Origin of the sequence: Nonomuraea sp. H19 (assembly GCF_052068215.1) — a bacterium.
In the GTDB taxonomy this organism is placed as follows: Bacteria; Actinomycetota; Actinomycetes; order Streptosporangiales; family Streptosporangiaceae; genus Nonomuraea.
Map to the genome: position 1 here is coordinate 133,660 of NZ_JBQHCV010000004.1, position 24,077 is coordinate 157,736.

Consider the following 24,077-nt stretch of genomic DNA (forward strand, 5'->3'; position numbering starts at 1 on the left):
AGAGCCTTCCGATGTTCTTTCCGCGGACTTAAGGCCGCGCATAAGGTGACGAGCATGCGTTTTGGGGTGCTGGGGCCGCTGGCCGTGTGGACCGACGCCGGGGAGCCCGTCACGATTCCCGGCCTCAAGGTACGGGCGCTGCTGGTGGACCTGCTCGTTCACGAGGGCCATCCGGTGTCCGTCGACCGGCTGGTCGACGATTTGTGGGGCGAAGAGCCGCCGGGCAACTCCGCCGGCGCGCTCCAAGTACGCGTCTCCCAACTCCGCAAGGCGCTCGAGGACGCCGAACCGGGCGGCAAGAACCTCGTGGTCTCCCGCGCCCCCGGCTACCTGCTGCGCCCTGATTCCGGCGCCGTGGACGCGGAGCGCTTCGCCGGCCTGCTGGCCCGCGCCGAGGCCGCCGACAGCCCGCGGGCCAGGGCAGGGCTGCTGGCCGACGCGCTGGCGCTGTGGCGCGGCCCCGCGTACGCGGACTTCGCCGACGAGGAGTACACCAGATCGGCCATCGTCCGCCTGGAGGAGCAGCGGCTGTCGGCGCTGGAGCAGCACGCCGAAGTACGGCTCGAGCTGGGCGAGCACGGGCTGCTGGTGGGCGAGCTCGGCGACCTGGTGGCCAGATATCCGCTCAGGGAACGGCTGAGGGCCGTGCACATGCGCGCTCTCTACCGGGCCGGACGCCAGAGCGAAGCCCTGGCCGGCTACGCCGAGCTGCGCGAGCGGCTGGCCGACGAGCTCGGCCTCGACCCCGGACCCGAGCTGGTCGCCCTCCACCAGGCGATACTCGGGCAGGACCCGGCGCTGAGCGTGCCCGCCGAGCGCCCGCTGACGAACCTGCCCGCCCCCGTCAGCAAGCTGATCGGCCGGGACGAGGCGTTGGCCGAGGTGTGCGCCCTGGTCGGCGAGGAGCGGCTGGTGACGCTCACCGGCAGCGGCGGGGTCGGCAAGACCCGCCTGGCGCTGGAGGCGGCGAACCGGCTGCTGGACGACTTCGCCGACGGCGCCTGGCTGGTCGAGCTGGACCAGGCCGCGCGCGGCGAGCTGGACCAGGCCTCCCGCTCACCGATCGAGGCCGTCATGGCGGTCCTGGACATCAGGGAGGACGCGGCCTCCGCCGACCCCGCGAAGCAACTGGCCGGCGCGCTCAGGCAACGCCGCACGCTGCTCGTCCTCGACAACTGCGAGCACGTGGTCGAGCAGGTCGCCGAGCTGGCCGAGCTGCTCCTGCGGGCCTGTCCGGACCTGCGGATCCTGGCCACCAGCAGGGAGCCGCTGGCCGTGCAGGGCGAGGTGCTGTGGAGCGTGCCACCGCTCGGCGTGCCCGCCGGCACCGACCTGACCGTCATGGCCCGCTCCGACGCCGTCCGGCTGTTCGTGACCCGCGCCGCCGCCTCCGCCCGCGGCTTCGCGCTCGACGCGGGCAACGCGCAGGCCGTCGCGCAGCTCTGCAGGCGGCTGGACGGCATCCCGCTGGCATTGGAGCTGGCCGCGACCCGGGTGCGGGCGCTCGGCGTGCACGGCGTGGTGGCCCGGCTGGACGACAGGTTCCGGCTGCTGGCCTCCGGGCAGCGCGGCGCCCCCGCCCGCCAGCAGACGCTGACCGCGGTGATCGGCTGGAGCTGGGACCTGCTGTCCGAGGAGGAACGTCTGGTCCTGCGCCGCCTGGCGGTGCACGCCGACGGCTGCACGCTGGAGGCCGCCGAATCCGTCTGCGCGGACCCTGGGCTGGACGTGCTCGACCTGCTGGCCCGGCTGGTCGACCGTTCGCTCGTGGTCGTCGCGGACTCCCCGGCCGGAGTCAGGTACCGGCTGCTGGAGTCGGTGTCGGCGTACTGCGCCGCCCGGCTGTCCGACGCGGGCGAGCTCGACCGCGTACGGCTCGCGCACCTGCGCCACTACCTGGCGCTGGCCGAGCAGGCCGAGCCTGGACTGTACGGGCCGGAGCAGCGGGACTGGCTGCTGCGCCTGGACGCGGAGGGCGCCAACCTGCGGGCCGCGCTCGACACGGCCATCGCCCGGCGAGACGGGGAGCGCGCGGCGCGGTTGGTGAACGCGCTGGCCTGGTACTGGTTCCTGCGCGGCAGGCTGGCCGAGGGCAGGCGGTTGCTGTCGGCGGCCCTGTCCGTCGCGGACCCGGCCTCGCCGCCCGGGGCCAGAGCGGCGGCCTGGCAGGCCGGGTTCGCGCTCATGGTGGGCGAGCAGGTCGAATGGGAGGCCACGCTGGCGGCCGTCGAAGATCCGCGCGAGCGGGCCAGGGCCGAGCTGTTCGTCGCGCTGCACGTTCGCGACATGCCGACCGGGCAGGAGCTGACGGGCCGGGCGCTGGCCACGTTCCGGGCGGTCGGCGACCGGTGGGGCGAGGCCGCCGCGCTCAGCCGCCAGGCGAGGGACGCGTTCACCATGCGGGACACCGAGGCGCTGGAGCGCGACGGCGGCGAGAGCATGCGGCTGTTCAGCGAACTGGGCGACCGCTGGGGGATGCTCCAGGCCACCGAGTGGCTGGCCGGGATGGCGGGGTTGTCGGGCGACGAAGAGCAGGCCAACAGGCTGTTCGCGGAAGGGCTGCGGATGGCCGAGGACCTCGGGCTCTGGCCCGAGGTCGCCGGGCGCATCGCCTGGCTGGGTTGGCTGGCGATGCAGAACGGCGCGTACGACCGCGCCATCGAGCTGTCCGAGCGCGCCATGAAACTGGCCGCCGGCCAGGCCTACAAGGAGGGCGAGATCATGGCGGAGATGGGCCTGGCGTTCTCCGCGCGCCGGTCGGGCCGGCTCGACCTGGCCGAGAAGCATCTGCTCCGCCTGCTGGAAGGCGTGCCGCGCGACCCGGACAACGAGCCTCCGCTGCACCTGCCGTCCACGCTGATCGAGCTGGGTTATCTGATGGAGCTGCGCGGCGACCTGGCCGCGGCCATGAAGCTGCACGCCGAGGCGCTGGCCGCCGCACGGAAGATCGGCGATCCGTGGACGATGGCGGCCGCGGTGCAGGGCGCGGCCGCGGCCGCGGGGCCGACCGAGCAGGCCGCCAGGCTGCTGGGCCTGGTGGCGGGGGCCAGGGAGCGCAACCAGACCCCGGCGGACGCGTCCGATCTGGTTGAGATCGAGCGGGTCACGGCGCGGGTACGCGAGGCGCTCGGGGCGGAGGCGTTCGCGGCCGCGTACGAGGAGGGCGCCGCCGGCAAGCTCGAAGACGTCCAGGACCTGCTGTGACGGTCATTCGACGTGCTCGGCCAGGCGGTCGAAGAACTCGAGCCAACCCGCTTTGGCCTGCTCGGCGTGCTCCGGGTCGGTGTTGACGCCATACTGGTGGAAGCGCATCTCGGTTTTGCCGCCCACCTCCGCGAAGTCGATCGTCACCACGGACGCGGGCCCGTCGCCGGGATCGTCGGGGTCGCCCGTGGTGAACACCAGCCGCTCCGGCTCCGCCACCTCGCGGTAGGTGCCGTCGAGCGTCACCTCGAACCCGTCGTCCCCCACGAGCGACGCCCGCCAGATCCCGCCGGGCCGGGCGTCCAGGGTGATCCGGCCGACCGGCGTGGCCATCGTCCGGGGCCCGAACCACCGGGAGAAGCGCTCGGGATCGGTCCAGGCGGCCCACACCAGCTCGCGGCGGGCGTCGAAGATGCGGGTGAGGTCGTACGCGGCGGTCTGGGTCATCGCTGCCGTCCTTCGTGCTGAGGTTTCGATGCACCCAAGGTGCCGCGCCGCGCTTACGGTCTCCTTCCCGCGGCCTTTAGGTGGCAGGCTGGGGGTCATGAGGATCATTCGCGCCGCCAAGGTGCTCACCGGACGCCCCGGTGAGGTGATCGCGGACGGCGAGGTCGCCATCGACGGCGCCACCATCGCCTCCGTCGGTCCGCGCGGCAGCGCCGGCGATGCGGACGAGGTTCTCGAACTGCCCGGCCACACCGTGCTGCCCGGGCTCATCGACGCGCACGTGCACCTCGGGTTCGACGCCAAGGTCAACCCGGTGACGCGGCGGAGCGGCGAGAGCGACCACCACCTGCTGCTGCGGATGGCGGAGAACGCCCGCAAGCTCGTGTCCGCCGGTGTCACCACCGCCCGCGACCTCGGCGGGCGCGACTTCCTCGACGTGGCCTTACGCGACGCGATCGAGGAGGGCCTGGCCGTCGGCCCGCACCTCCTGGTCGCGACCAGGCCCATCACGATCACCGGCGGCCACTGCTGGTACATGGGCGGCGAGGCCGACGACGAGCCCGCCATCCGCCGCGTGGCCAGGGAGAACCTGCGGGCGGGCGCCGACTGCCTGAAGATCATGGCCTCGGGCGGCCAGATGACGCCCAGCGCGCCGCCGAGCTGGATACGCCAATACAGCACCGAGGAGATCAGGGCCGTCGTGGAGGAGGCGGCCACGCGCGGCAAGGGCGTCGCGGCGCACGCCCACGCGCACGCGGCCATCCGCAGCGCCGTCGAGGCCGGGGTCGCCACCATCGAGCACTGCTCGTTCTTCACCTCTTCCGGCCACCGCTACGACGCCGAGCTGGCCGACCTGGTCGCGGCCAGCGGCACGTACGTCTGTCCTACCGTGCACGGGGTGTACTGGAGGCTGAAGGAGCAGGTCGGAAGCGAGATGATCGACGCCTGGCTGAGCGGGGTCGCGGCCATGCGCGAGGCCGGAATACGGCTCATCGCGGGCACCGACTGCGGGTTCGGCTCGGCTGGTGTGGACAACCGCGCCGACGAGTACGTCGCGGGCCTGGAGGTGTTCGCCCAGACCGGATACTCCAACGCGGAGATCATCGAGCTGGCCACGGTGCTGGCCGCGGACGCCTGCGGGGTGAGTGCGGTGACCGGCAGCCTGGCGGCCGGCAAGCGCGCCGACCTGATCGCGGTCCGCGGTGACCCCCTCGACCGCCTCGCCGACCTGCGCAACCTCGCCCTCGTCCTCGTTTCCGGGCGTTCCGTCACCCAGACGGGCGTGGACACCGTGACCTCGTCCGTCGGCTGAGCTTCTGAAGGAGACCCATGCTGCCCTGGTCCGCCGATCTGGCCGGCCGTCTCGACCACAACGTGATCGACAGCGCCCTGCTGCGCGGCAACCCCCTGGGGGATCCGCACGAGCGGCCGCTGCTGGTGTACGTCCCGCCGGGGTACGACGACGCGCCCGACCGCCGCTACCCCTCCGTCTACGTCCTGCTCGGCTACACCGGCCACGTCGCCATGTGGCTGAACCGGGCGCCGTTCCGCCGGCCGTACCCCGAGCTGGCCGACGGCGTGTTCGCGCGCGGCGAGGCGCCGCCCGCGATCGTCGTCTACGTGGACGCGTGGACCTCGCTCGGCGGCAGCCAATACCTCGACTCGCCCGCCACCGGCCGCTACCACTCCTATCTCCGTGACGAGGTCGTGCCGTGGGTGGACGCGCGCTACCGTACGATCGCCGATCGCGACCACCGGGCGATCACCGGCAAGTCGAGCGGCGGCTACGGCGCCATGGTGACCGCGATGCTGGCGCCCGACGTGTTCGGCGCGCTGGCCACGCATGCCGGTGACGCGTTGTTCGAGGTCAGCGCGCAGGTGTCGTTCCCCGGCCTGGCGCGCAGACTGCGCGACAGCTACGACGGCTCGTACGACACGTTCCTCGCCGACTTCCGCGGCCGGCTCGCCGGCACCAAGGAAGGCGACCTGGACCTGCTGGAGATGTACGCCTACGCGGCCGCGTACTCCGCCGATGGGGATGGCACCGTGCACCTGCCGTTCGACGACACCGGCGCGATCGTGCCGGAGGTGTGGCGGCGCTGGCTGGCCCATGACCCGGTCGTGATGGCCCGCGAGCCGCACTACGCCGAGGCGCTGCGCTCGATGCGGGCCATCTGGGTGGATGCCGGCAACAGGGACGAATACTTCCTGGACTTCGGCGCGGTCGCGTTCCGGCGGGCGCTGGAAGCCGCGGGCGTACCGGACGATCGGGTCTATTTCGAGCTGTTCGACGCCGGGCACGGCGGCATCGAATACCGCTACCCGCTCGCCCTCGCCTGGCTCGCCCGCCGCCTGTCAGAGGGCTGACAGCTTGACCGGATCTCCACATCCAGCGGGCGGCGTCTGCACAACTGATGTCTACGCTCTCATTGTGTGAACTGGCGGATTCCCTCCTGGGCTTTCCTGCTGTGGGTCGCCGCGCTGGCCGTGTCGGTGATCGCGATGGCCCTGCACATGGGCCGGCTCTTCACCGAGCCGTGGCTGCCGGCGCCGATCGTGCTGATCGCCGCCGTGTGGCTGTTCGCGCTCCTCAGCGTGCCCGCGCTCGTCGTCCTGGCCCGCCGCGGCCGGCCCCTCCTCACCAACGCCACCTACGCGATCATGATCCTGGGCGTGGTGGCGCCTGCGCCGCTCGGCTTCATGAGCGAGGTGTCGGCCACCTGCCGCGTGGTGACCTGGGAGTCGCCCGACCGGGTCGGCCTCCCCGGCGACGCCGTCGGGTACGCGCACTTCACCGGCACACCCAGCGGGTTCGGCAGGCGCATCTGCCCCAGGTTCGAGCTCGCCGGGGGCTGGTGGTGGCTCGATGCCTGCGGCCAGGACGGCTAGGCTGCCCGGGTGGAAACAGCGGAATTGAAGGAACGGGTACGCGAGCTGCGCGGCCAGGGCCGGTCCCCGAAGGAGATCGCTCGCGCGCTCAAGGTGTCGCCCTCCGTCGTGGCGCCGCTGGTGCGGCAGATCGCCGCGGAGACCTCCGACACGGCCGAGCCCGAGGTGGTCGGGTCCTGGATCAACGTCGGCTGGAGCGCGGGCCTCGGCCTCGACCCGGCCCGCGGATGGACGGACGATGCTCCGGAGTCGGGCGCCGACGGCATGGTGTGCGTGCTCGTCGCCCGGCGGCACACCTGGGACAGGATGACGGTCTGCGGCTTCCTGGTCGACGTCTACTGCCTGGGCGTGAAGGCCGCCATCGGCCCCGACGTGCTCGACGACCGTGAGCTGCGGCGTTTTCGCGAATACTTCTTCGGCGAATACGCCGGATGGCAGGAAGCGCCGTTCGAGCTGGTCCAGCACCTGGTGTTCGGGGCGGTCGACTACGCCCGCGGGCTCGGCTTCGAGCCGGACGAGGACTTCACCACCCCCGCCGAGGTGCTGGGCAAGTGGGAGGGCGGCTCGTCGATCACCTTCGGGCGCAATGGGAAGCCCTTCTACATGGAGGCGCCCGCCGACGACCCCGCCAAGGTGTTGCGGACGCTGCGGCGCACACTCTCCGACGACGAGTTCGACTACGTCACCGGAGGCCGGTGACGCGCATCGTGATGTTCAGGCGGCCCGAGGCAAGCCCCGTCGCGGGATCGCCCGTCCCCGGATAGACCTTCGGTACGCCGTGGTAGGCGTACCGAGACGGGCCGCCGAACACGAACAGGTCACCGGAGGCCAGCTCGACATCCGTGTACGGCTTCCCGCGCGTCGCGGTGTTGCCGAAGCGGAACACGCAGGTGTCGCCGATGCTCAGCGACACCACCGGCGCGTCGGACCTCTCGTCCTTGTCCTGGTGCATGCCCATCTTCGCCTGGCCGTCATAGAAGTTGATCAGCGCGGTGTCGGGCTCGTAGTCGTCGCTGGGCCTGTCGTACGCCTCGGCCACGGCGCGGCGGCCCAGGTCGCCGAGCCAATCGGGAAAGTCGGCCACCTTGCGCCCGTTCACGTCATGGGCCAGACGGGTGTATTTGTACGGCTGCCAATGCCACCCGACGCAGACCGTCTGCACGGACATGACGCCGCCCCCGGGCAGCACGGTGTGCCGGATCGGCACGGGTCCCGTGGCCCATGAGCGGCAGGCCTGGACGAGGTGCCGCTGCTCGTCCAGCGTGAGCCAGCCCGGCACGTGCACCGCCCCTGGCGCGATCTCCCTCATCGGCAACGGGATCATGGGAATTCACGATAGACCGCTGAGCAATCTCGATCGAGGAGTGAGCATGGCCGAGTCCCGAGAGCACACCTTCACCGGCGTCCAAGGGCTGAACACGGTCCGCGAATGGCCCAACGACCGGCCCCGCTACATCGTCGTCCTGATCCACGGGTACGGCGAGCACATCGGCCGCTACGAGCACGTGGCAGACCGGCTCGTCCGGCACGGCGCCACCGTCTACGGCCTCGACCACATGGGCCACGGCAAGTCGGCAGGCGACCGGGTGCTCATCGAGGACTTCGAGGACGTGGTCACCGACGTCCACTCGGTCGAGGAACGCGCCAGGGCCGCCCACCCCGGCGTGCCCGTCGTCGTGATCGGCCACTCGATGGGCGGCATGATCGCGGCCCGCTACGCCCAGCGCCACGGCGACGGCCTGGCCGCGCTCGTGCTGTCGGGCCCGGTGATCGGCGAGTGGGAGGTCCTTCCCGCGCTGCTGGCCCTCGACGAACTGCCCGACATCCCGATCGACCCGGCCACGCTCTCCCGCGACCCGTCCGTCGGCGCCGCGTACGCCGCCGACCCGCTGGTCTGGCACGGGCCGTTCAAGCGGGCCACGCTGGAGGCGTTCGCCACGGCACTGACCACGATCACCAAGGGCGGGACGTTCGGGGCGTTGCCCACACTGTGGGTGCACGGGGAGGAGGACCAGCTCGTGCCGCTGCGCGGCAGCCGTACCGGGATAGACGCCGTCCGGGGCACGGACTTCACCGAGCGGATCTATCCGGAGGCCAGGCACGAGGTGTTCAACGAGACCAACAAGGACGAGGTCCTGGACGACGTCACGGCCTTCGTGGACCGCGCACTCGCGGCTGCGGGCTGACCCACTGCTACCTGACCGGCAGCCAGACGTGGCCCGAGCCGCGCGTACGGGTGAGCTCGATCTTCCAGCAGCCGCGTTTCGGGAAGACGAACCCGGTGCCCCATTCCTGGCCGGGCCGCCGCCAAGAGGACCCGCCATGCTCCTCGGGACCCCAGACGAGCTTGGCGGCGGTGCCGTCCGGGAGCGTCGCCCTGATCTGCGGCGGCCCTTCGCCGGTCATCCGCCACACGATCTTGATCTCTTCGCCGCGGGGGAGCGGGGGCGGCGGGGTGAACAGCAACCCCCACAGTTCGGCGTCCCGAGCCGTCCCCCGCACCTCGGGAAACCCGTCACCCAGGAACACCGGAGTTCCGTTGCACCCTGCGCCGGTGACGACCGGACTGGGGCTCCCGGCACTGTCAATAGGCCCTCCGGACGCCGAAGCCCGAGACTCCGGAGCCTCTGACACCGGAGCCCCGGACGCCGGTGCGCCGGCCCGCTCGCCGGTGGCGCACCCGGCCACCGCCACCAGCACGCCTGCCATCAACCACCACTTCATGGCACCTCCTCGCTCTCCCTACTCCGGATCGCCGAAAGAGGTTCCCGGCGGAGCTGCCCGGCTGAGCTGCTCCGCCGAGCCCGCGAAAGAAGTCCTCGCGGGGCGATGATTTTCGCCCCGCGAGGACGTCTTCACATACAAGGAGGCGATATGAGCGGCGAGTGGGGACTGGCTCTGACGGCGGGCGTGGCGTTGCTGGAGCGGGCGATCGACTACACCCTCGGCAGCCTGCGTGTCGTGACCCCGGCCACCCTCTGCCGTGCCACCCCGTGCGCGGGCTGGACCCTGCACACCCTGCTGGAGCACGTGACCGACTCCCTCAGGACGCTGAACGACGCCGCCTCCGGCCACAACCACGCACCCGCGCGGAGGGCGACCGCCTGCGCCGGCAACCCGGCCCTCCTCGTCAGAGACGACGCCACCGAGGTCCTCGGCGTGTGGGCGGGCACGCTCGGAAACGACCTGATCCCGATCCACGACCGCCACCTGACGAGCCCGATGGTGGCCGCCGTCGGCGCGATCGAGATCGCCGTACACGGCTGGGACGTGGCCAGGACCTGCGGGGAGCAGCGCCCGATCCCGCCCCTCATGGCCGAAGAGCTGCTCGACCTGGCGCGGCTGTTCGTCACGCAGGAGGACCGGCCGGACCGGTTCGGCCGGCAGGTGACCGTGCCCGCGTGCGCACCCGCCCAGGACCACCTGCTCGCCTACCTCGGCCGCGACCCGAACTGGCCGGCCTGTCCCTGACCCCGACAGCCGGTACGCCTACCCCGGCCCTGCGGATCGCGCGCGAACGCCGTACGATCAATCGTGTACGGAGTCACCCGCGGGCGGCTCTCCGCGAACCCGCAGCGGCTCGGCCGACACGGTGAGAAGATCGTGCGGGCGCCGATCCCGCGGTGCCAGGGGAGATCGACACACCTCCGGCCGGTCGATCGGCGATGCGCCGCACCCGATCGCCACGACCAGGCCAGCCTACGTGGTGGCGACGACCGTTCTTCGTGCGGCCGTCGCCACCACCCGCGCCGCGCCTCTGCCCCGTCCTTCGCATGATCGGTTTCGGCCTTTCGTCACCGGCGAACCACCCCTACGGGAGTCGCACGGCGAAGGGTGCCGAAGGGTCTCAGAACTGATCGTTGGTGTTCTGCGAAGTCACGGGTCTCCAGTCCGGTATGGGCGGCTCAGGACAAGGGGTCGTCGCCGGCCAGCGTCTGCAGAACCTGCTCGCCGTATTTCGCCAGCTTGTTGTCACCGACGCCGTTCACCGTGCTCAGCTCCGCCAGCGACGACGGCGATCGGGTGGCGATCTCTCGCAGCGTGGCGTCGTGGAAGATGACGTAGGCGGGAACGCCCTGCTCCTTCGCGGTGGCCGCCCGCCACGATCGCAGGCGCTCGAAGACGGGGGCGGCCTCCGCGGGCAGCTCGGCCGCGGGCTGGGCCTTCGCCTGGGCCGCCACCTTGGCGCGGGCCGGGCGCAGGGTGTCGCGGCGCAGCAGGACCTCACGCTGTCCGCGCAACACGGTCGCGCTGGCGTCCGTGAGCACCAGCGCCCCATGGGCCGGCTCCACCGCCAGCACCCCCTGCGCCAGTAGTTGCCGCACAACCCCGTGCCACTCCGCGTTGCCCAGGTCGGCCCCCACCCCGAACACGCTCAGCGTCTCGTGCCCGTGCTGCAGCACCTTGGCGGTCTTCTTGCCGAGCAGGATGTCCACCACCTGCCCGACGCCGAACTTCTGCCGCCGCTCGCGGTCCAGCCGCAGCACCGTCGAGAGCACCTTCTGGGCGGGGATCGTGCCGTCCCACGACTCCGGCGGCGTCTGGCAGGTGTCGCAGTTGCCGCAGGGCTCGGAGCCCTTCTGCCCGAAGTAGTCGAGCAGCATCACGCGGCGGCACCCCACCGTCTCGCACAGCGCCAGCATGGCGTCGAGGTGGAGGACCTGGCGGCGGCGGTGCGCCTCGTCGCCTTCCATGGCCAGCCGCCGGTGCTGGACCACGTCCTGCAGTCCGTACGCCATCCACGCGGTCGCCGGCAGTCCGTCGCGCCCCGCCCGCCCGGTCTCCTGGTAGTAGCCCTCCACCGACTTCGGCAGGTCCAGGTGGGCGACGAAGCGCACGTCCGGCTTGTCGATGCCCATCCCGAACGCGATCGTGGCCACCACGATCAGCCCGTCCTCCCGCAGGAAACGGGCCTGGTGCGTGGCGCGGGTGCGGGCGTCGAGCCCCGCGTGGTACGGCACCGCCGCGATGCCGTTGTCCACCAGGAATTCGGAGATCTTCTCGACCGAGGAGCGCGACAGGCAGTAGACGATGCCCGATTCGTCCGGATGCTCGGTGCGCAGGAACTCCAGCAGCTGCCGCTTGGGCTCGCTCTTGGGCGTGATGCGGTAGTGGATGTTGGGCCGGTCGAAGCCGGCCACGAAGTGGCGGGCCTGGTCGAGGCCGAGCCGGGAGGAGATCTCGGCGTGCGTGGCCGGGGTGGCGGTCGCGGTCAGGGCGATCCGCGGCACGTCGGGCCAGCGCTCACGCAACTCGGAGAGCGCGAGGTAATCGGGGCGGAAGTCGTGCCCCCACTGCGCCACGCAGTGCGCCTCGTCGATGGCGAACACCGCGATGTCACCCTTGGCCAGCAACCGCAGCGTCGCCTCCACGCGCAGCCGCTCGGGGGCGAGGTAGAGCAGGTCGAGCTCACCGGCCAGGAACTCGGCCTCCACCAGCTGGCGCTCGCCGAAGTCCTGGGTCGAGTTGAGGAACCCCGCCCGCACACCGAGCGCGCGCAGCGCGTCGACCTGGTCCTGCATCAGCGCGATCAGGGGCGAGATGACCACTCCCACGCCGGGGCGCACCAGGGCGGGGATCTGATAGCAGAGCGATTTGCCGCCACCGGTGGGCATGAGGACGAGCGCGTCGCCGCCGGCCACGACATGGTCGATGATCTCCTGCTGACCCGCCCGGAACGAGTCGTAGCCGAACACGCGGTGCAGAGCCTCGATGGGGGTATCCATGCGGCTACCTTACGTGTTCGCGGGCGAGCGTTTCGTGAGTTCGCGGAGGGCGATCGCCACCCGATATTAGCGATAGGCCGCTGAACGCGACGATCGTAGGTGCACACTCCGCTACCTGCGACAGGCCGCTGAACGCGACCTATCGTAGGTGCACACTCCGCTACCTGCGACAGGCCGCTGAACGCGACCTATCGTAAGCCACCAGGGAAAGTGCTCCGAGGGCGCAGGCCGCCGCGACCGCCCCCATGACCGCCGGATACCCGGCGAACTGTGCGATTCCGGCCGCCACCAGTGGCGCGATCGCCTTGGCCACCGTGATCGGCAGCGTGAGCGCGCCGCTCAGCGACGCGTACGCGGTGGTGCCGTACCGGTCGGCGACCAGCGCGGGCCGGGCGATCGTCGCCACCCCGAACCCCAGCCCGAACAGCACCACCGCCGCAACGGCCCCCGGCAGGCTCCGTCCCACGACCGGCAGCAGCACCGCCGCCAGTCCCTGCAGCCCGAACATCACCGCCGTGATCAGCGCCACCCGCCACCGCGCCTGCAGCCCCGTGGTGACCAGCCGTCCCGTCACCGACAGCACCCCGAGCAGCCCCGCCACGCCGGCGGCGAACACCGGCGGGTGCCCGAGCGTGATCAGGTACGTGACCAGCAACACGCCCATGACCGCCACTGCCCCGGTCTGGGCCAGGAACGCGACCGCCAGCAGCCAGAAGGGCCGCTCGCGCAGCGCGGCTCCGACGATCTCGGCGCGGTCCGCATGAGGCGGCGCACTCCGGCCGCGCACGGCCAGCGCGTGGAGGGGCACGGCGGTCAGCGCGTACCCGGCGGCCAGGATGACCAGCGCCTGACGCCACCCGAACCGGTCGACCAGGAACCCGGTCAGCGGCAGGAAGATGCTGGAGGCGAACCCCGCCACCACCGTCACCGCCAGCAGCGCCCGCGCCCGCCGTGCCGCGTCGAACCAGGCCACGATCACCGCGAAGGCGGCCTCGTACAGCACCATCGCCGACGCTGCGCCCAGCACCCCGCACACCAGATAGAGCTGCGCCACGGACCGCACCTGCGACCACGCCAGCACCGCCGCCGCGCCGAGCGCGGATCCCACCGTCATCAGCGCGCGCCCGCCGTGCCGGTCTAGCCAGCGCCCGACGACCGGCGCCACCACCCCCGAGACCAGGACCGCCAGGGCGATCGCCCCGGTGAGCTGCGCGACACTCGCGTGCAGGTCGCGGGACATGGGTGGGATGAACACCGAGAACGCGTAATAGAGCACGCCATATCCGGCGGTCTGCGTGATCGCGAGTGCGCTGATCATGAAGGCGGGCGACTTCACATCAGAAGGGGCGACCACGCCACAGATCGTTCCCCTTCACCAGCCGGAAATACGGTGATAAGCATCACGTCACCGGCAAGCGCCGCCGAGAGATGTCGGTAGCGTCGGGTCATGAGTCTTTCCTATGTGGTGACCGGCGGCGGACGGGGCATCGGAAAGGCCGTCGTCGAGCGGCTGCTCCGGGAGAAGGGCACCGTCGTCGCCGTCGAGCGCGACGCCGATGCCCTGGCCTGGGCCGGTCCCGGAGTGATCCCGGTGATCGGGGACGCGGCCGATGAGCAGGCCGCCGCCCGAGCCGCCGACCTGGCGCAGGAGTCGGGCACCCTGACGGGCTGGGTCAACAACGCCGCCGTGTTCCGGGACGCCTCCGTCCACTCGTCCCCGGTCGGCGAGGTCAGAGCGCTGATCGCGGCCAATGTGGACCTGGCGGTCGTGGGCTGCGCCACCGCAGTGCGCCGCTTCCTCGCCGCCAGCACCCCCGGTGCCATCGTGAACATCACCTCGCACCAGGCCACCAGGGCGGTGCCCGGCAGCCTTCCCTACGCGACCGCGAAGGCCGCCACCGAGGGCCTGACCAGGTCGTTGGCCGTCGAGTACGGCAAACACGGGATCCGGGTCAATGCCGTCGCCCCGGGCACGGTGGCCACCGAGCGCTACGCGTCCTTCCTGGCCTCGCGCACCCCGGAGGAAGCGGCGGCCGTCGAGGAGCAACTGGCCACACTTCATCCCCTGGGCCGCGTGGCCACGTCAGCAGAGGTGGCCTCGGTGGTGGCCTTCCTGTTGTCGGACGACGCCGCGTTCGTCAACGGCGCGACGGTCCCCGTGGACGGCGGCCGGACGGTGCTCGGACTTGACCCCGAAGCCAGGGAATGAAAACCGTTGTCGCCCGGTTGAGGGGGGCATGAAGAAGAACCTGCACCCCGCGTACGGACCGGTCGTCTTCCGAGACCCGAGCGTCGGGTACGCCTTCCTCACCCGATCGACGTTGACCAGCAACAAGACGATCGAGTGGGAGGACGGCAAGACCTACCCGGTCATCGACGTGGACGTGTCGTCCGCCAGCCATCCCTTCTACACCGGCCGCGGCCGCGTCCTCGACACCGCGGGCCGCGTCGAGCGCTTCAAGCAGCGTTACGGTGGGTCCCGCGGGAAGATGTGACCCATGCTCGAGCGCCCCTGTCCGCCCGGCTTGAGGCATCCGTCAGGGTCCTCGTCGCCGGCGCGGGCGGGCGAGCGGTTCGCCGGCCGCTCATGGCGTTCCCGCGCTAGAGCTCGGCCCTGTCGGGCAACCCCTGCCAGTCGCTCACGCTGGTCACCGCGGCGGCGCTCAGCAGCGCCCCGCGGTGCAGGCGTTCCTGCGGAGTGAGGCCGTCGAGCGCGGCGCTGATGTAGCCCGCCGCGAACGCCTCGCCCGCGCCCGCCGTGTCCACCACCGGCACCTGCCAGCCCGACACGTCGTAGCGCATCCGGTCGGCCCGCACGGTGGCGCCCTTGGCGCCCCGGTCCACCACGACCTCGCGCTCCGGCGTGAGGGCGGGCTTGACCAGGTCGAGCTCGTCCTGGCGGAGGAAGAGCAGGTGTGAGTCGCAGGCCAGCTCGCCGAGCACCTCCTCGGCCTCGCGGACCGACGGCCACAGCTCGGGGACGTACTCGACGGAGAAGGAGATCATCACCTCGGCGTTCTTCGCGGCGCTCACGGCGACTCGTACGGCCTCGAGCGCGTCCCTGCTGAGACCGGCCGTGACGCCGGTGACGTGCAGCATCTTCGAAGCGCCTATCCGGTCGATCGGCACGTTGCCGGGTGCGAGCCGCGACCCCGCCGAGCCCGCGCGGTAGTACGAGACCTTGTGCTCCTGGGCCACGCGGGTCTCCCTGAGCAGCAGCCCGGTGCGCAGCCCTTCGGACACGCGCACGTCGGCCACGTCCACGCCCTCGCCCTTGAGCACGGTGATCGCCCTGGCGCCCAGCTCGTCGTCACCCACCTTGCCCAGGTACGCGCACTGGTGCCCGAGCCTGGCCAGCGCCACGGCCAGCGTGAACTCCGGACCGCAGACGTCCAGCCTGGCCTCGCTCTCGTGGCGGACCCGGCCGCTGGCGACGATGCCGAGCGGCTCGCCCAGCGTGTAGACGTCGGTCATGGGGCCGACTGTAGTCGGTCAAGTCATACTAAACATGGATTTTTCTGCATCAGTCCAGGTTAAACACGTGATGAGAACTTTTCTTAATCTTTTCCCAACCTTTTCCTCTCTGTGTGCCTCAAAGTATGTGAGGGAGTCGGCCACCCCGGGCCGGCTTCAACGCGATACGGGGAGAGGAATCAGCACCCTCATGAGGAAGATCGCACTAGGTATCGTTTCCGCCCTGGTGGGCGGGGCCATGTTGGTAACGGGGGCGCACGCCGCCTCCGCCAGTACCACGCTCGACACGGAGCTCAAGATCCGCAGCATCTCGCCGAACCCGGTCGAGGTGAAGGCCGGTGCGGAGACGACTGCGTACTTCGACATCGGGGCCAGCTCCGACGTCAAGAAGGTCGAGCTCAGCGTGGCGCCCGAGGGCGCCCGCACGTTGGCTGCCAAGGACGTCAAGGACCTCGAGGGATGGCGCTTCGCGGTGCCCTTCACCGAGAACGACCCGGCCGGCAAGTGGCAGGCCACCGCCGTGGCCTTCGACGCCGCGGGCAAGGAGCTCGCCAAGGACACGGCGTTCTTCTCGGTCGAGGTCGAGAAGGGCAAGGCGGAGACGCGCATCTCGCGCTTCACCGCCGACCCGTACAAGGTCCGCAAGGGCAAGTCCATCTACTTCTCCGGCCGTCTCCAGGTTGACGACGACGGCTGGGAGGGCGTCCGCGGCGAGAAGGTGAGCATCTACTACCGCGCCAACGGCTCCGGTGGCTGGAAGTGGGTCACCTCCGCCTACACCAAGTGGGGCGGCAAGTTCTACGCCAAGACGAAGGCGTACCGCAGCGGCACGTTCCGTGCCGTGTACCACGGCGACGACGAGCTCGATGGTGCCACGAGCCGCACGGACTACGTGCGGGTCTACGGCTCCTGGTGGCGTCGCTGATCCACGCACCTGAGGCCCGGTCCCCTGTGGGGGCCGGGCCTCCGGCTTTCCCGCATGTTTTACCTCCTCCGTGGTTTATCGATCATCCAATCGCCGCATGGACAGTCCCATTGCCGTGATCGACCCGGAAGGAGCACCGCATGCCGCATCCCCTCATCGCCCTCGTCCTGAGCATGACGAGCACGTTGGGGACGGCCCCTTCACCCGAGCTGACCGTTCGGTACGAGCCCGCGGGATCTCCGCGCGCCGAGCAGGCCAGGCAGCTGCTGAAGGACAGCGAGGCGCTCAAGACGGAGATCAAACTGCCCCAGCCGGTCAAGGTCGTCGCCCGCGACTGCGACAGGGCGGCGGCCACCTGGGATCGCGAGGAGCGCCGGATCACGATCTGCTATTCGCTGGTCGACAACGTACGGCGCACGCTGACCGGCATCTCCGAGACCGAGGAGGCCGACTCGCGCACCACGCACGCGCGCATCGACGCCGCGCTGGCCGTGCTCTTCCACCACCAGCTCGGCCACGCCCTGGCCACCATGAACGGCCTGGCCGACGGCGAGGAGCAGGCCGACCAGTTCGCCGCGCTGACGCTCGCCTCCGACGCGCCCAAGCGCGTGGTGCGCGCCGCAGAGGCCCGCCACCTGCTCGCCGGGCACGCCGGTGTCGACCACCTGTCCGGGCTCGCGGAATCCGCCACGTTCGCCTGCCTGTTGTACGGCGGCGACCCCGCCAAATACGCCGCAATCGCGCGCGGAGGCTGGGTTCCGGCCGAGCGGGCGCCGTCCTGCGCCGACGAGTACAACCGGGTCAAGTCAGCCATCGGATCCATGGCCGTGAAAGCCACGGCATAAGGGGTAGCGTCCGGGTATGGCCCAGGACCTGCTCAAAGACTTCAACCCGTTCGAAATCTTCGACGCCGAGGCGGCCCGGCTGGACCGGTTTTTCAGCGGGCTCGGGGAGAGCGACTGGCAGCGGCCCTCGCGGTGCGCCGGCTGGTCCGTGCGCGACGTGCTCGCGCACCTGGCGGGCGAGGAGATGTACAACCACGCCTGCCTGGACGGGACCGTGCAGGACCTGATGACCCGGCTGACCGTCGAGGGAGTGACCGGGTTCAACGACTTCAACGAGTGGTCGGTACGCCGGCGCCGCGGCCTGCCTGTCGAGCAGGTACTGGAGGAGTGGCGTACCAAGAACGGCGAGACCAGGCGACGCATGCGGGCGCTCGGCTACGACGCCCCGCTCGACACGATGGCGGGGCCGTACCCCAACGGCCGGCAGGCCTTCCACTACGACTCCGAGTACGCCACCCACGCCGACGACGTCGGCGTCCCCGTGTCGGACGAGGAGGCGGACGGGCGGACGCTGTGGCGGGTCGAGGTAGGGCGGTTCGTGCTGGCGGAGCAGGAGGCCAAGGTGCAGGTCGAGCAGACGGCCGAGCAGATCTGGGTGGCGGTGAACGGTAGCACCGCGACGCTGTCGTACCCCGAGTTCGTGGAGGCCACGGTGGGGCGCCTGCCCAGCTCCCACGAGCTCGACCCGCACATCGCCGCGGCCCTGAGGTGTCTCGCCTGAGCCTTGGGAGAGGAGATCATCATGTGGCTGCGTAACCGCGAGGGCACGGAGCCACTGAGCGCACGCAGCCCGCTGCGCGCCCGGCGGATCCTGTCCATGGTGGCCCTGGTGTTGGGCGTCGCGGCGGCGGTGTTCTTCGCCACGCGCGCCATGAGCACCGGTCAGGAGGTCTGGCGCTGGGAGGCCGCGATCGCGGCCGTGGTGGCCATCATCGCCGCCATCGACCTGCTCGTGCTGCGGCACCGCCGCTCAGGTGGTCAGCACCGCAAGCAGTAGGAGCACGATCACCAGCGCGCCGAACAGGAAGATCTTCCAGACGTGCGCGAGCGCCCACATGCGCAGGCGGTCGCCGTACGCTTGCGGAAAGATGCCCCCATCGGACTCGATCCTGTTGATCGCCGCCACGCGCTCGGCCAGCTCGGGGTCTTCCCGCTCGAGAGCCAGCTCGATCTCAGCGAGGATTCGGCGTTCCCTTCCGGAGAGACTCATGACATCACCACCCACGCCGGTGAAAGGCATGTACCCACCGGTAGCGCAGGCATTCCAGCCCTCCGCAGGCGCGGCTCAGCCGCACATGCAGCGAATGAATTCCGACACCAAGGCCCGCACGGCCGGCCGCCGATCGCCGCGCCGCCAGGCGATGGCCAGCTCGCTCGGCGGCAGTCCCGCGACAGGCCGGCAGACCACGTCGTCGCGCCGGTAGAGGTCGGCGTTCCCGGCGGACACCAGCACCACGGCCCGCCCGGAGGCGACCAGCTCGAACGCCTCCTCGGCCGTCTCCGCCTCGGCCCGCACCACGGCCGGCGCGGAACGCTGGTCGACGGCCAGCCAGAAGTCCCGCATGGGCCCGGCGGAGACCGGCAGGGCGACGAACGGCTCCTCGGCCAGCTCGGCGAAGTCCACCTTGGCGTGGGCGGCCAGCCGATGGCCCGTGGGCAGGGCCACCCATCGGTCCTCCGTGCTCACCACCGTCCAGTCGTACTCGCCGTCGCCGGGCAGCGGCAGCCAGGCGATGGCCACGTCGGCCTGCCCGTCCCCCAGCCCCACAGTGGGGTCGCGCCACGGCACCTGGCGGAAGCGCAGCTCCCAATCGGGCAGCGCGCTCGTGATGGAGGGCACGAGCCCGCGCCCGATCCGCGTCTGGAACCCGACGACCAGGATCCGGTCCCCGCGCGCCGCCGCCACCGCCCGCTGCGCGCCCTCCCACTGCTCGATGATCTGCCGGGCTCGGGGCAGCAGCGCCGCGCCCGCCGCGGTCAGCGCCACCGTACGCCGGTCGCGCTCGAACAGCTTGGCCCGCATGGACAGCTCCAGCTGCCTGATCTGCCTGCTCAACGAGGGCTGCGAAATGTACAGCCGCTCGGCGGCCGCCCGCGTGAAGCTCAGCTCCTCCGCGACCGCCACGAAATACCGCAGATCCCGGATATGGGCATCCATAGCAAGAAGCTATAACAGCCGGTCTTGGACGCATACGGGAGCGGCCCCGCACGATGGGCGCATGAGTGATTTGTCAGGCAAGACAGCACTGGTAACCGGCGCCTCGCGCGGCATCGGACGGGCGATCGCCGAACGCCTGGCCGCCGACGGCGCCCGCGTGATCGTTCACTACGCGCGGAACGACGATCTGGCCAAGGAGACGGTGGCCGCGATCGAGGGCGCGGGCGGGCAGGCGTACGCGGTCAAGGCGGCGTTCGAGAACGGCGTGGACGCGCTGTTCGAGGGAATCCAGGAGGACCGTCTCGACATCGTGGTGAACAACGCGGCCATCCTGGCCGGGACCCTGGGCACGGTGACCGAGGAACTGTTCGACCGGGTGTTCGCGGTGAACGTGCGGGCGCCGTACTTCATCATCGAACGAGCGCTGCCGCTCCTGAACGACGGCGGCCGGATCATCAACATCTCCTCGGCCGTGGTCCGCATCGCCCTGCCGGACCTCGTCTACTCCATGACCAAGGGCGCCCTCGACACGCTCGGCTTCAGCCTGGCCCCCATCCTGGGGGAGCGGAACATCACCGTGAACACCGTCTCGCCGGGCGTCACGGAGACGGACATGAACGCCTGGCTCCGCGACGACCACGACGGCGTCGCCGAGCGGCAGGTCACCGACGTCACCGCCCTGGGCCGGATCGGCCGCCCCGAGGACATCGCCGCCGCCGTGGCCCTGCTCGCCGGGCCGGACGCCCGCTGGATCACCGGCCACGTCCTCGACGTGACCGGCGGCTACTTCCTCGGTCCTCGCGGCGGCGTGGTGCCGGTCTGACGTTACGATCGCCAGATGGCACGGCTCCGCAGAACACCGCCGCACGACCTGGACCCCGAAGCCAGGGCGCTCTACGAGAAGATCACGTCTGGCCCGCGCGGGAAGTTCATGGTCGACTCCGAGGGTGGGCTGACGGGCCCGTTCAACGCGATGCTCCTCAGCCCGTCCGTCGGCGATCCGCTGCAGGAGCTGGGCGCGGCCATCCGCTACCGTTCCTCGCTGACCGACCGGGCGCGGGAGCTGGCCATCCTGGTCGTCGCCCACCATCACGAGAGCGCCTTCGAGCAGGCGGCCCACGAGCCGATCGCGCGCGACCTGGGCTTCACCGACGACCAGTTCCAGGCGCTGCGCGACGGCACTCCTCTGGACCTCCCGGCGGAGGAGGCGGCGGTGCTCGCCGTGACCCGAGCCCTGGTGGCCAAGGGGGACCTGGACGAGGCGGAATACGCGCTGCTGGGGGAGCGGGCGCTGTTCGAGCTGACCACGCTGGTCGGCTACTACACGACGCTCGCGCTCCAGCTCCGCGTCTTCCGGGCGTAGTCTCACCGGGTGGCCCCGCTGGGGTCGCGCAGCCACGCCTCCAGCGCCGCGCGGGCCGTACCTGACTCTGCGGGAAACCGCAGCGCCCTCACCAGCAGCCACAGCGTGCCCTGCAGCGCCCGAGCCGCCATGTGGGCACGCAAGCGCGGGTCGCCGGGGTCGGCGCCGTAGGCCAGGACGGCCGCCGGCCCGTCGAGGCGGGTGGTCCGCAACATGCAGGCCAGATCCCACTCGACGGGCCCGGCCATGGTCTCCTCGAAGTCGTTCCAGAGCAGTCCGGCGGGGGTCGCCAGCAGGTTGCCCGGATGCGCGTCACCATGGACGGCCTGCGCCGCCCCGCCCTCCAGAACGAGCCCGGCGTGCGCGTCCCGCAGCCGGGCCAGCGCGTCCGGCTCGACCGCGCCGTCGAGCAGCTCCAGCAGGCGCACGGGCTCGTCCAGCACCGGCCCCAGGTAGGGAAGCCGGCCGGGGAACCCCCGCAGGGCCTCGTGCAGGACGGCGAGCGCCCGTCCGGCCTCCTCCGGCGTGACCTCGTAGGAAGCGTCGTGCTCGACATGGGCCCAGAACGAGACCACGACCCCGTCCCGCACGTGCGGCCCCGGCGGCAGCAGGTCGCTCGGCGGCACCACCGGCGCGCCCCGCCCGTGCAGGTAGGACACGACCTCCAGCTCCCGCCGCAGCGCCGCGGCCGGTCGCGGCCGCCCGAGCGCGGTGACCGTCGGGACGCGCGCCACGACCGGCGCGGGCCGCAGGTGGATCCGCAGGTTGAAGGAGTCGTTGAGAACCACCGGGTCCGGCACCCGAATCCCGTGATCCTCGGCGACGGAGACGGCGACGGCCAGAGCGGTGCTGTTGGAGATCACAACCCTATCCATTCAGGCGGACTCGCGGATCACCAACTCCGTGGGCAGGATGACCGGGTCCCGGGAGCCGCCCGCGAAGAGGCCGAGCAGCATGCGGACCATCGCCGCGGCCTGCTCGGTCACCGGGTGCCGGAGCGTCGTCAGCGGCGGCTCGGTGTATTTCGCCGCCTCGATGTCGTCGAAGCCCACCACCGCCACGTCGTCCGGGACCCGCCGTCCGGCCTGCCGCAGCGCCTGCAGGGCGCCGACGGCCATCAGGTCGTTGGCCACGAAGACGGCGTCCAGGTGCGGGTCGTCGCCGAGGAGCTGCCGCATCGCCACTGCGCCGGACTCGCGGGTGAAGTCGCCGACCGCGACGATCGAGCGGCGATCGGAGTCGCGCAGCACGTTGCGGTAGCCGGTCAGCCGGTCCTGGCCGGCGATCATGTCCTGCGGCCCGGCGATCGTGGCGATCCTGCGCCGCCCCGACGCCACCAGGTGCCTGACCCCGGCCTCCGCGCCGCCCACGTTGTCGTTGTCGACGTACGGCATGTCCACGGGAACGGCCGGCCGCCCGTACGAGACCACGGGGACGCGCAACCGGGACAGCGCGGCGGGCAGCGGGTCGGCGCCGTGCATGGAGATCAGCATGACCCCGTCCACGTGCCCGCCCGCGATGTAACGCTCCACTCTGGCGTGGCTCTTGGCGTTGGCCGCCAGCATCAGCACGACCTGCTTGTTGGCCTCCTCCAGCTCCATCGACGCCGCCCTGATCGCCATGGAGAACCACGGGTCGTCGGAGAAGACCCGGGTGCCGGGCTCGCTGATGACCAGCGCGATGGAGTCGGTGCGCTGGGTGACCAGGCTGCGCGCGGCCGAGTTGGGCACATAGCCCAGCTCGTCGATCGCACGCAGCACCGCGTCGCGGATGTCGGGCGCCACCGTCGTCTGCCCGTTGACCACGCGGGACGCGGTGGCCCGTGAGACACCCGCCCGGGCGGCGACCGCCTCCAGGGTCGGGCGTCTCATGACTGCACCATGAGGAAGAGCACGGGCAAAATCTACAGGCCGTTCCTCCCGATCACGTCTCTGTGCCAGAGAGCGCTGTCTTTGAGCACCGTGGTCTGCGTCTCGTGGTCCACGTGAACGATGCTGGGCCGCCGCCGGTGTTCCCGCCGCCGCACGCGGTCCCGAGCAGGGGCACGGCGAGCCGGATTCGAGGGGTCATGGAAGCCTTCTGGGGCGCGGGGCGAGGCTGGCGAGAGAGCGCGTTCACGAGCCGGCCGTACGGGAACGCCTCCGCGGCCTCAGCCGCTGAGCGCGCGGCCCGCCATGCGGGCGTACATGCGGCCCGGGCTGGGCGCGGTGGCCAGGAAGCCGGGCAGCATGGGCAGCCCGACGGCGAACGGGTCGAGCCGCTGGTACAGCTCGTTCGCGTCCGCGGGCCGGTCGTCCGGCTTCTTCTCCAGCAGCTCGCCCAGGAGCGCTTCCAGCTCGCCGGGAAGGCCGGGAATGGCCGGTGGGCGCTCCTTGACCTGCTTTTCGAAGACCACGTAGTCGGTGGGGCCGGTGAAGAGCTGCTCGCCGGTGAGCATCTCGTGCAGGACGCACCCCAGCGAGTACAGGTCACTGCGCGGCTCGGCGACGCCGTGCTGGATCTGCTCGGGAGCCATGTACGCTGGCGTGCCCAGGATCTGCCCGATCCTGGTGAACGTGGTGACCTCCGCGTCACGCAGCATGGCCAGGCCGAAGTCCAGCACCTTCACGCTGCCGTCCGGGCAGAGCATGAGGTTCGTCGGCTTGAGATCGCGATGGCAGATCGACAGCGCGTGCGCCGCCGACAGCACCGCGCACGCCTGGGCCGCGATGGCCGCCGCCCAGGGCACCAGCAGCGGGCCGTGCTCGCTGACCACGTCGGCCACCGTCACGCCCTCGATGAACTGCATCACCTGGTAGAGCCGCTGCTCGTGGGTGCCGAAATCGTAGAGGACCGGCGCGCCCGGATGCTCCAGCCTGGCCAGGATGCGCGCCTCGCGGATGAAGCGGCGCTCCAGCTCGTGATCGGGGCCGCTGGGCAGCCTGAGCAGCTTCACCGCCACCCGGCGGTCGAGGTGGCGATCGTGCCCGGCGTAGACCGCACCCATGCCCCCCTGCCCGAGAGGGAGGTCGTCGAGCTCATAGCGGTCACCGATGACCATTCGCCC

General features: G+C 71.3%; 26 protein-coding genes. 15 read left to right on the top strand and 11 right to left on the bottom strand.

Translation table 11 applies throughout. The annotated features are described in order from the left end of the window. Positions 1 to 54 precede the first annotated feature (54 nt). A complete protein-coding gene (locus tag ACTMTI_RS09935) occupies positions 55 to 3,204 on the top strand; it encodes a BTAD domain-containing putative transcriptional regulator (RefSeq protein ID WP_441119759.1) in 3,150 nt (1,049 codons plus the stop codon). A gap of 3 nt (positions 3,205 to 3,207) precedes the next feature. Here ACTMTI_RS09935 and ACTMTI_RS09940 read toward each other — a convergent pair whose 3' ends face one another. Then, a complete protein-coding gene (locus ACTMTI_RS09940; RefSeq protein WP_441119761.1) occupies positions 3,208 to 3,651 on the bottom strand; it encodes an SRPBCC family protein in 444 nt (147 codons plus the stop codon). Between the two features lie 97 nt (positions 3,652 to 3,748). On the opposite strand from ACTMTI_RS09940, the gene ACTMTI_RS09945 reads away from it, so the two are divergent. The 4 genes from ACTMTI_RS09945 (at position 3,749) to ACTMTI_RS09960 (ending at position 7,239) form a co-directional block, all read left to right on the top strand. Continuing rightward, a complete protein-coding gene (locus ACTMTI_RS09945) occupies positions 3,749 to 4,963 on the top strand; it encodes an amidohydrolase family protein (protein ID WP_441119762.1) in 1,215 nt (404 codons plus the stop codon). Between the two features lie 17 nt (positions 4,964 to 4,980). Then, the gene (locus ACTMTI_RS09950; RefSeq protein ID WP_441119763.1) at positions 4,981 to 6,018 is read left to right on the top strand and encodes an alpha/beta hydrolase; all 1,038 of its coding nucleotides are present in this window, start codon (positions 4,981 to 4,983) and stop codon (positions 6,016 to 6,018) included. A gap of 66 nt (positions 6,019 to 6,084) precedes the next feature. Continuing rightward, a complete protein-coding gene (locus ACTMTI_RS09955; RefSeq protein ID WP_441119764.1) occupies positions 6,085 to 6,540 on the top strand; it encodes a hypothetical protein in 456 nt (151 codons plus the stop codon). A gap of 9 nt (positions 6,541 to 6,549) precedes the next feature. Further along, positions 6,550 to 7,239, top strand: coding sequence for a helix-turn-helix domain-containing protein (locus ACTMTI_RS09960; RefSeq protein WP_441119766.1), 690 nt, complete (start codon positions 6,550 to 6,552; stop codon positions 7,237 to 7,239). Here ACTMTI_RS09960 and ACTMTI_RS09965 read toward each other — a convergent pair. Further along, the gene (locus ACTMTI_RS09965) at positions 7,223 to 7,864 is read right to left on the bottom strand and encodes an alpha-ketoglutarate-dependent dioxygenase AlkB family protein (RefSeq protein WP_441119767.1); all 642 of its coding nucleotides are present in this window, start codon (positions 7,862 to 7,864) and stop codon (positions 7,223 to 7,225) included. The two genes, ACTMTI_RS09960 and ACTMTI_RS09965, sit on opposite strands and share 17 nt — an antisense overlap. Before the next feature lie 46 nt (positions 7,865 to 7,910). Here ACTMTI_RS09965 and ACTMTI_RS09970 point away from each other — a divergent pair, with 46 nt between their 5' ends. Further along, entirely contained in the window at positions 7,911 to 8,726 is an 816-nt protein-coding gene (locus tag ACTMTI_RS09970) for a lysophospholipase (RefSeq protein WP_441119768.1), read from the top strand. Positions 8,727 to 8,733: 7 nt separating this feature from the next. Here the strand turns inward: ACTMTI_RS09970 and ACTMTI_RS09975 are convergent, their stop codons facing one another. Then, positions 8,734 to 9,264: a hypothetical protein gene (locus tag ACTMTI_RS09975; RefSeq protein ID WP_441119769.1), complete on the bottom strand. Its 531-nt coding sequence runs from the start codon at positions 9,262 to 9,264 to the stop codon at positions 8,734 to 8,736. A gap of 150 nt (positions 9,265 to 9,414) precedes the next feature. On the opposite strand from ACTMTI_RS09975, the gene ACTMTI_RS09980 reads away from it, so the two are divergent. After that, the gene (locus ACTMTI_RS09980) at positions 9,415 to 10,011 is read left to right on the top strand and encodes a TIGR03086 family metal-binding protein (RefSeq protein WP_441119770.1); all 597 of its coding nucleotides are present in this window, start codon (positions 9,415 to 9,417) and stop codon (positions 10,009 to 10,011) included. A gap of 434 nt (positions 10,012 to 10,445) precedes the next feature. On the opposite strand, the gene recQ is transcribed toward ACTMTI_RS09980, so the two are convergent. Both recQ and ACTMTI_RS09990 read right to left on the bottom strand, forming a co-directional pair. Then, positions 10,446 to 12,266 (bottom strand): DNA helicase RecQ, encoded by a 1,821-nt coding sequence (gene recQ, locus ACTMTI_RS09985; RefSeq protein WP_441119772.1) that lies wholly within the window; start codon positions 12,264 to 12,266, stop codon positions 10,446 to 10,448. A 160-nt stretch (positions 12,267 to 12,426) separates the two neighbouring features. Further along, complete coding sequence (locus ACTMTI_RS09990) at positions 12,427 to 13,620, bottom strand: MFS transporter (protein WP_441119773.1); 1,194 nt, start codon at positions 13,618 to 13,620, stop codon at positions 12,427 to 12,429. 93 nt (positions 13,621 to 13,713) lie between these two features. Here ACTMTI_RS09990 and ACTMTI_RS09995 point away from each other — a divergent pair, with 93 nt between their 5' ends. Both ACTMTI_RS09995 and ACTMTI_RS10000 read left to right on the top strand, forming a co-directional pair. Then, positions 13,714 to 14,475 (top strand): SDR family NAD(P)-dependent oxidoreductase, encoded by a 762-nt coding sequence (locus ACTMTI_RS09995; protein ID WP_441119775.1) that lies wholly within the window; start codon positions 13,714 to 13,716, stop codon positions 14,473 to 14,475. A 28-nt stretch (positions 14,476 to 14,503) separates the two neighbouring features. Beyond that, positions 14,504 to 14,761, top strand: a complete 258-nt coding sequence (locus ACTMTI_RS10000) for a type B 50S ribosomal protein L31 (protein ID WP_441119777.1) — start codon at positions 14,504 to 14,506, stop codon at positions 14,759 to 14,761. A 106-nt stretch (positions 14,762 to 14,867) separates the two neighbouring features. Here ACTMTI_RS10000 and ACTMTI_RS10005 read toward each other — a convergent pair whose 3' ends face one another. Further along, positions 14,868 to 15,740, bottom strand: coding sequence for a sugar kinase (locus ACTMTI_RS10005; RefSeq protein ID WP_441119779.1), 873 nt, complete (start codon positions 15,738 to 15,740; stop codon positions 14,868 to 14,870). 190 nt (positions 15,741 to 15,930) lie between these two features. On the opposite strand from ACTMTI_RS10005, the gene ACTMTI_RS10010 reads away from it, so the two are divergent. The 4 genes from ACTMTI_RS10010 (at position 15,931) to ACTMTI_RS10025 (ending at position 18,507) form a co-directional block, all read left to right on the top strand. After that, positions 15,931 to 16,665 (top strand): hypothetical protein, encoded by a 735-nt coding sequence (locus ACTMTI_RS10010; RefSeq protein ID WP_441119780.1) that lies wholly within the window; start codon positions 15,931 to 15,933, stop codon positions 16,663 to 16,665. Between the two features lie 140 nt (positions 16,666 to 16,805). Then, the gene (locus ACTMTI_RS10015) at positions 16,806 to 17,510 is read left to right on the top strand and encodes a DUF4344 domain-containing metallopeptidase (RefSeq protein WP_441119781.1); all 705 of its coding nucleotides are present in this window, start codon (positions 16,806 to 16,808) and stop codon (positions 17,508 to 17,510) included. 16 nt (positions 17,511 to 17,526) lie between these two features. Then, a complete protein-coding gene (locus ACTMTI_RS10020) occupies positions 17,527 to 18,231 on the top strand; it encodes a maleylpyruvate isomerase family mycothiol-dependent enzyme (protein WP_441119783.1) in 705 nt (234 codons plus the stop codon). A gap of 21 nt (positions 18,232 to 18,252) precedes the next feature. Continuing rightward, positions 18,253 to 18,507 (top strand): DUF6343 family protein, encoded by a 255-nt coding sequence (locus ACTMTI_RS10025; protein WP_441119784.1) that lies wholly within the window; start codon positions 18,253 to 18,255, stop codon positions 18,505 to 18,507. On the opposite strand, the gene ACTMTI_RS10030 is transcribed toward ACTMTI_RS10025, so the two are convergent. After that, positions 18,481 to 18,720 carry a DUF3040 domain-containing protein gene (locus ACTMTI_RS10030; protein ID WP_441119785.1) on the bottom strand — a complete coding sequence of 80 codons (240 nt, stop codon included), beginning with the start codon at positions 18,718 to 18,720 and terminating at the stop codon, positions 18,481 to 18,483. The two genes, ACTMTI_RS10025 and ACTMTI_RS10030, sit on opposite strands and share 27 nt — an antisense overlap. Positions 18,721 to 18,795: 75 nt before the next feature. Next, entirely contained in the window at positions 18,796 to 19,668 is an 873-nt protein-coding gene (locus ACTMTI_RS10035) for a LysR family transcriptional regulator (RefSeq protein WP_441119786.1), read from the bottom strand. 61 nt (positions 19,669 to 19,729) lie between these two features. Between ACTMTI_RS10035 and ACTMTI_RS10040 the strand changes: the two genes are divergently transcribed. Continuing rightward, positions 19,730 to 20,491, top strand: a complete 762-nt coding sequence (locus ACTMTI_RS10040; RefSeq protein ID WP_441119787.1) for an SDR family oxidoreductase — start codon at positions 19,730 to 19,732, stop codon at positions 20,489 to 20,491. A 15-nt stretch (positions 20,492 to 20,506) separates the two neighbouring features. Next, positions 20,507 to 21,031: a carboxymuconolactone decarboxylase family protein gene (locus tag ACTMTI_RS10045; protein WP_441119789.1), complete on the top strand. Its 525-nt coding sequence runs from the start codon at positions 20,507 to 20,509 to the stop codon at positions 21,029 to 21,031. Between the two features lie 2 nt (positions 21,032 to 21,033). Here ACTMTI_RS10045 and ACTMTI_RS10050 read toward each other — a convergent pair whose 3' ends face one another. The 3 genes from ACTMTI_RS10050 to ACTMTI_RS10060 all read right to left on the bottom strand — a co-directional run bounded on the left by ACTMTI_RS10050 (position 21,034) and on the right by ACTMTI_RS10060 (position 24,071). Continuing rightward, positions 21,034 to 21,894 (bottom strand): phosphotransferase, encoded by an 861-nt coding sequence (locus ACTMTI_RS10050; RefSeq protein WP_441119790.1) that lies wholly within the window; start codon positions 21,892 to 21,894, stop codon positions 21,034 to 21,036. A 12-nt stretch (positions 21,895 to 21,906) separates the two neighbouring features. Beyond that, positions 21,907 to 22,902, bottom strand: a complete 996-nt coding sequence (locus ACTMTI_RS10055; protein WP_441119791.1) for a LacI family DNA-binding transcriptional regulator — start codon at positions 22,900 to 22,902, stop codon at positions 21,907 to 21,909. Positions 22,903 to 23,180: 278 nt separating this feature from the next. Then, entirely contained in the window at positions 23,181 to 24,071 is an 891-nt protein-coding gene (locus tag ACTMTI_RS10060) for a serine/threonine-protein kinase (RefSeq protein ID WP_441119793.1), read from the bottom strand. Between the last annotated feature and the right edge of the window lie 6 nt (positions 24,072 to 24,077).

Excerpts from the sequence above, each read along its gene's own strand:
- ACTMTI_RS10000 (WP_441119777.1), top strand. The coding sequence starts at position 14,504 with ATGAAGAAGAACCTGCACCCCGCGTACGGACCGGTCGTCTTCCGAGAC.
- ACTMTI_RS10005 (WP_441119779.1), bottom strand. The coding sequence starts at position 15,740 with ATGACCGACGTCTACACGCTGGGCGAGCCGCTCGGCATCGTCGCCAGC.
- ACTMTI_RS10055 (WP_441119791.1), bottom strand. The coding sequence starts at position 22,902 with ATGAGACGCCCGACCCTGGAGGCGGTCGCCGCCCGGGCGGGTGTCTCA.
- ACTMTI_RS10030 (WP_441119785.1), bottom strand. The coding sequence starts at position 18,720 with ATGAGTCTCTCCGGAAGGGAACGCCGAATCCTCGCTGAGATCGAGCTG.
- ACTMTI_RS09980 (WP_441119770.1), top strand. The coding sequence starts at position 9,415 with ATGAGCGGCGAGTGGGGACTGGCTCTGACGGCGGGCGTGGCGTTGCTG.
- ACTMTI_RS10010 (WP_441119780.1), top strand. The coding sequence starts at position 15,931 with ATGAGGAAGATCGCACTAGGTATCGTTTCCGCCCTGGTGGGCGGGGCC.
- recQ (WP_441119772.1), bottom strand. The coding sequence starts at position 12,266 with ATGGATACCCCCATCGAGGCTCTGCACCGCGTGTTCGGCTACGACTCG.
- ACTMTI_RS09995 (WP_441119775.1), top strand. The coding sequence starts at position 13,714 with ATGAGTCTTTCCTATGTGGTGACCGGCGGCGGACGGGGCATCGGAAAG.
- ACTMTI_RS10035 (WP_441119786.1), bottom strand. The coding sequence starts at position 19,668 with ATGGATGCCCATATCCGGGATCTGCGGTATTTCGTGGCGGTCGCGGAG.
- ACTMTI_RS10045 (WP_441119789.1), top strand. The coding sequence starts at position 20,507 with ATGGCACGGCTCCGCAGAACACCGCCGCACGACCTGGACCCCGAAGCC.
- ACTMTI_RS10015 (WP_441119781.1), top strand. The coding sequence starts at position 16,806 with ATGCCGCATCCCCTCATCGCCCTCGTCCTGAGCATGACGAGCACGTTG.
- ACTMTI_RS10025 (WP_441119784.1), top strand. The coding sequence starts at position 18,253 with ATGTGGCTGCGTAACCGCGAGGGCACGGAGCCACTGAGCGCACGCAGC.
- ACTMTI_RS10020 (WP_441119783.1), top strand. The coding sequence starts at position 17,527 with ATGGCCCAGGACCTGCTCAAAGACTTCAACCCGTTCGAAATCTTCGAC.
- ACTMTI_RS10060 (WP_441119793.1), bottom strand. The coding sequence starts at position 24,071 with ATGGTCATCGGTGACCGCTATGAGCTCGACGACCTCCCTCTCGGGCAG.
- ACTMTI_RS09965 (WP_441119767.1), bottom strand. The coding sequence starts at position 7,864 with ATGATCCCGTTGCCGATGAGGGAGATCGCGCCAGGGGCGGTGCACGTG.
- ACTMTI_RS09970 (WP_441119768.1), top strand. The coding sequence starts at position 7,911 with ATGGCCGAGTCCCGAGAGCACACCTTCACCGGCGTCCAAGGGCTGAAC.
- ACTMTI_RS09945 (WP_441119762.1), top strand. The coding sequence starts at position 3,749 with ATGAGGATCATTCGCGCCGCCAAGGTGCTCACCGGACGCCCCGGTGAG.
- ACTMTI_RS10040 (WP_441119787.1), top strand. The coding sequence starts at position 19,730 with ATGAGTGATTTGTCAGGCAAGACAGCACTGGTAACCGGCGCCTCGCGC.
- ACTMTI_RS09935 (WP_441119759.1), top strand. The coding sequence starts at position 55 with ATGCGTTTTGGGGTGCTGGGGCCGCTGGCCGTGTGGACCGACGCCGGG.
- ACTMTI_RS09940 (WP_441119761.1), bottom strand. The coding sequence starts at position 3,651 with ATGACCCAGACCGCCGCGTACGACCTCACCCGCATCTTCGACGCCCGC.
- ACTMTI_RS09975 (WP_441119769.1), bottom strand. The coding sequence starts at position 9,264 with ATGAAGTGGTGGTTGATGGCAGGCGTGCTGGTGGCGGTGGCCGGGTGC.
- ACTMTI_RS09950 (WP_441119763.1), top strand. The coding sequence starts at position 4,981 with ATGCTGCCCTGGTCCGCCGATCTGGCCGGCCGTCTCGACCACAACGTG.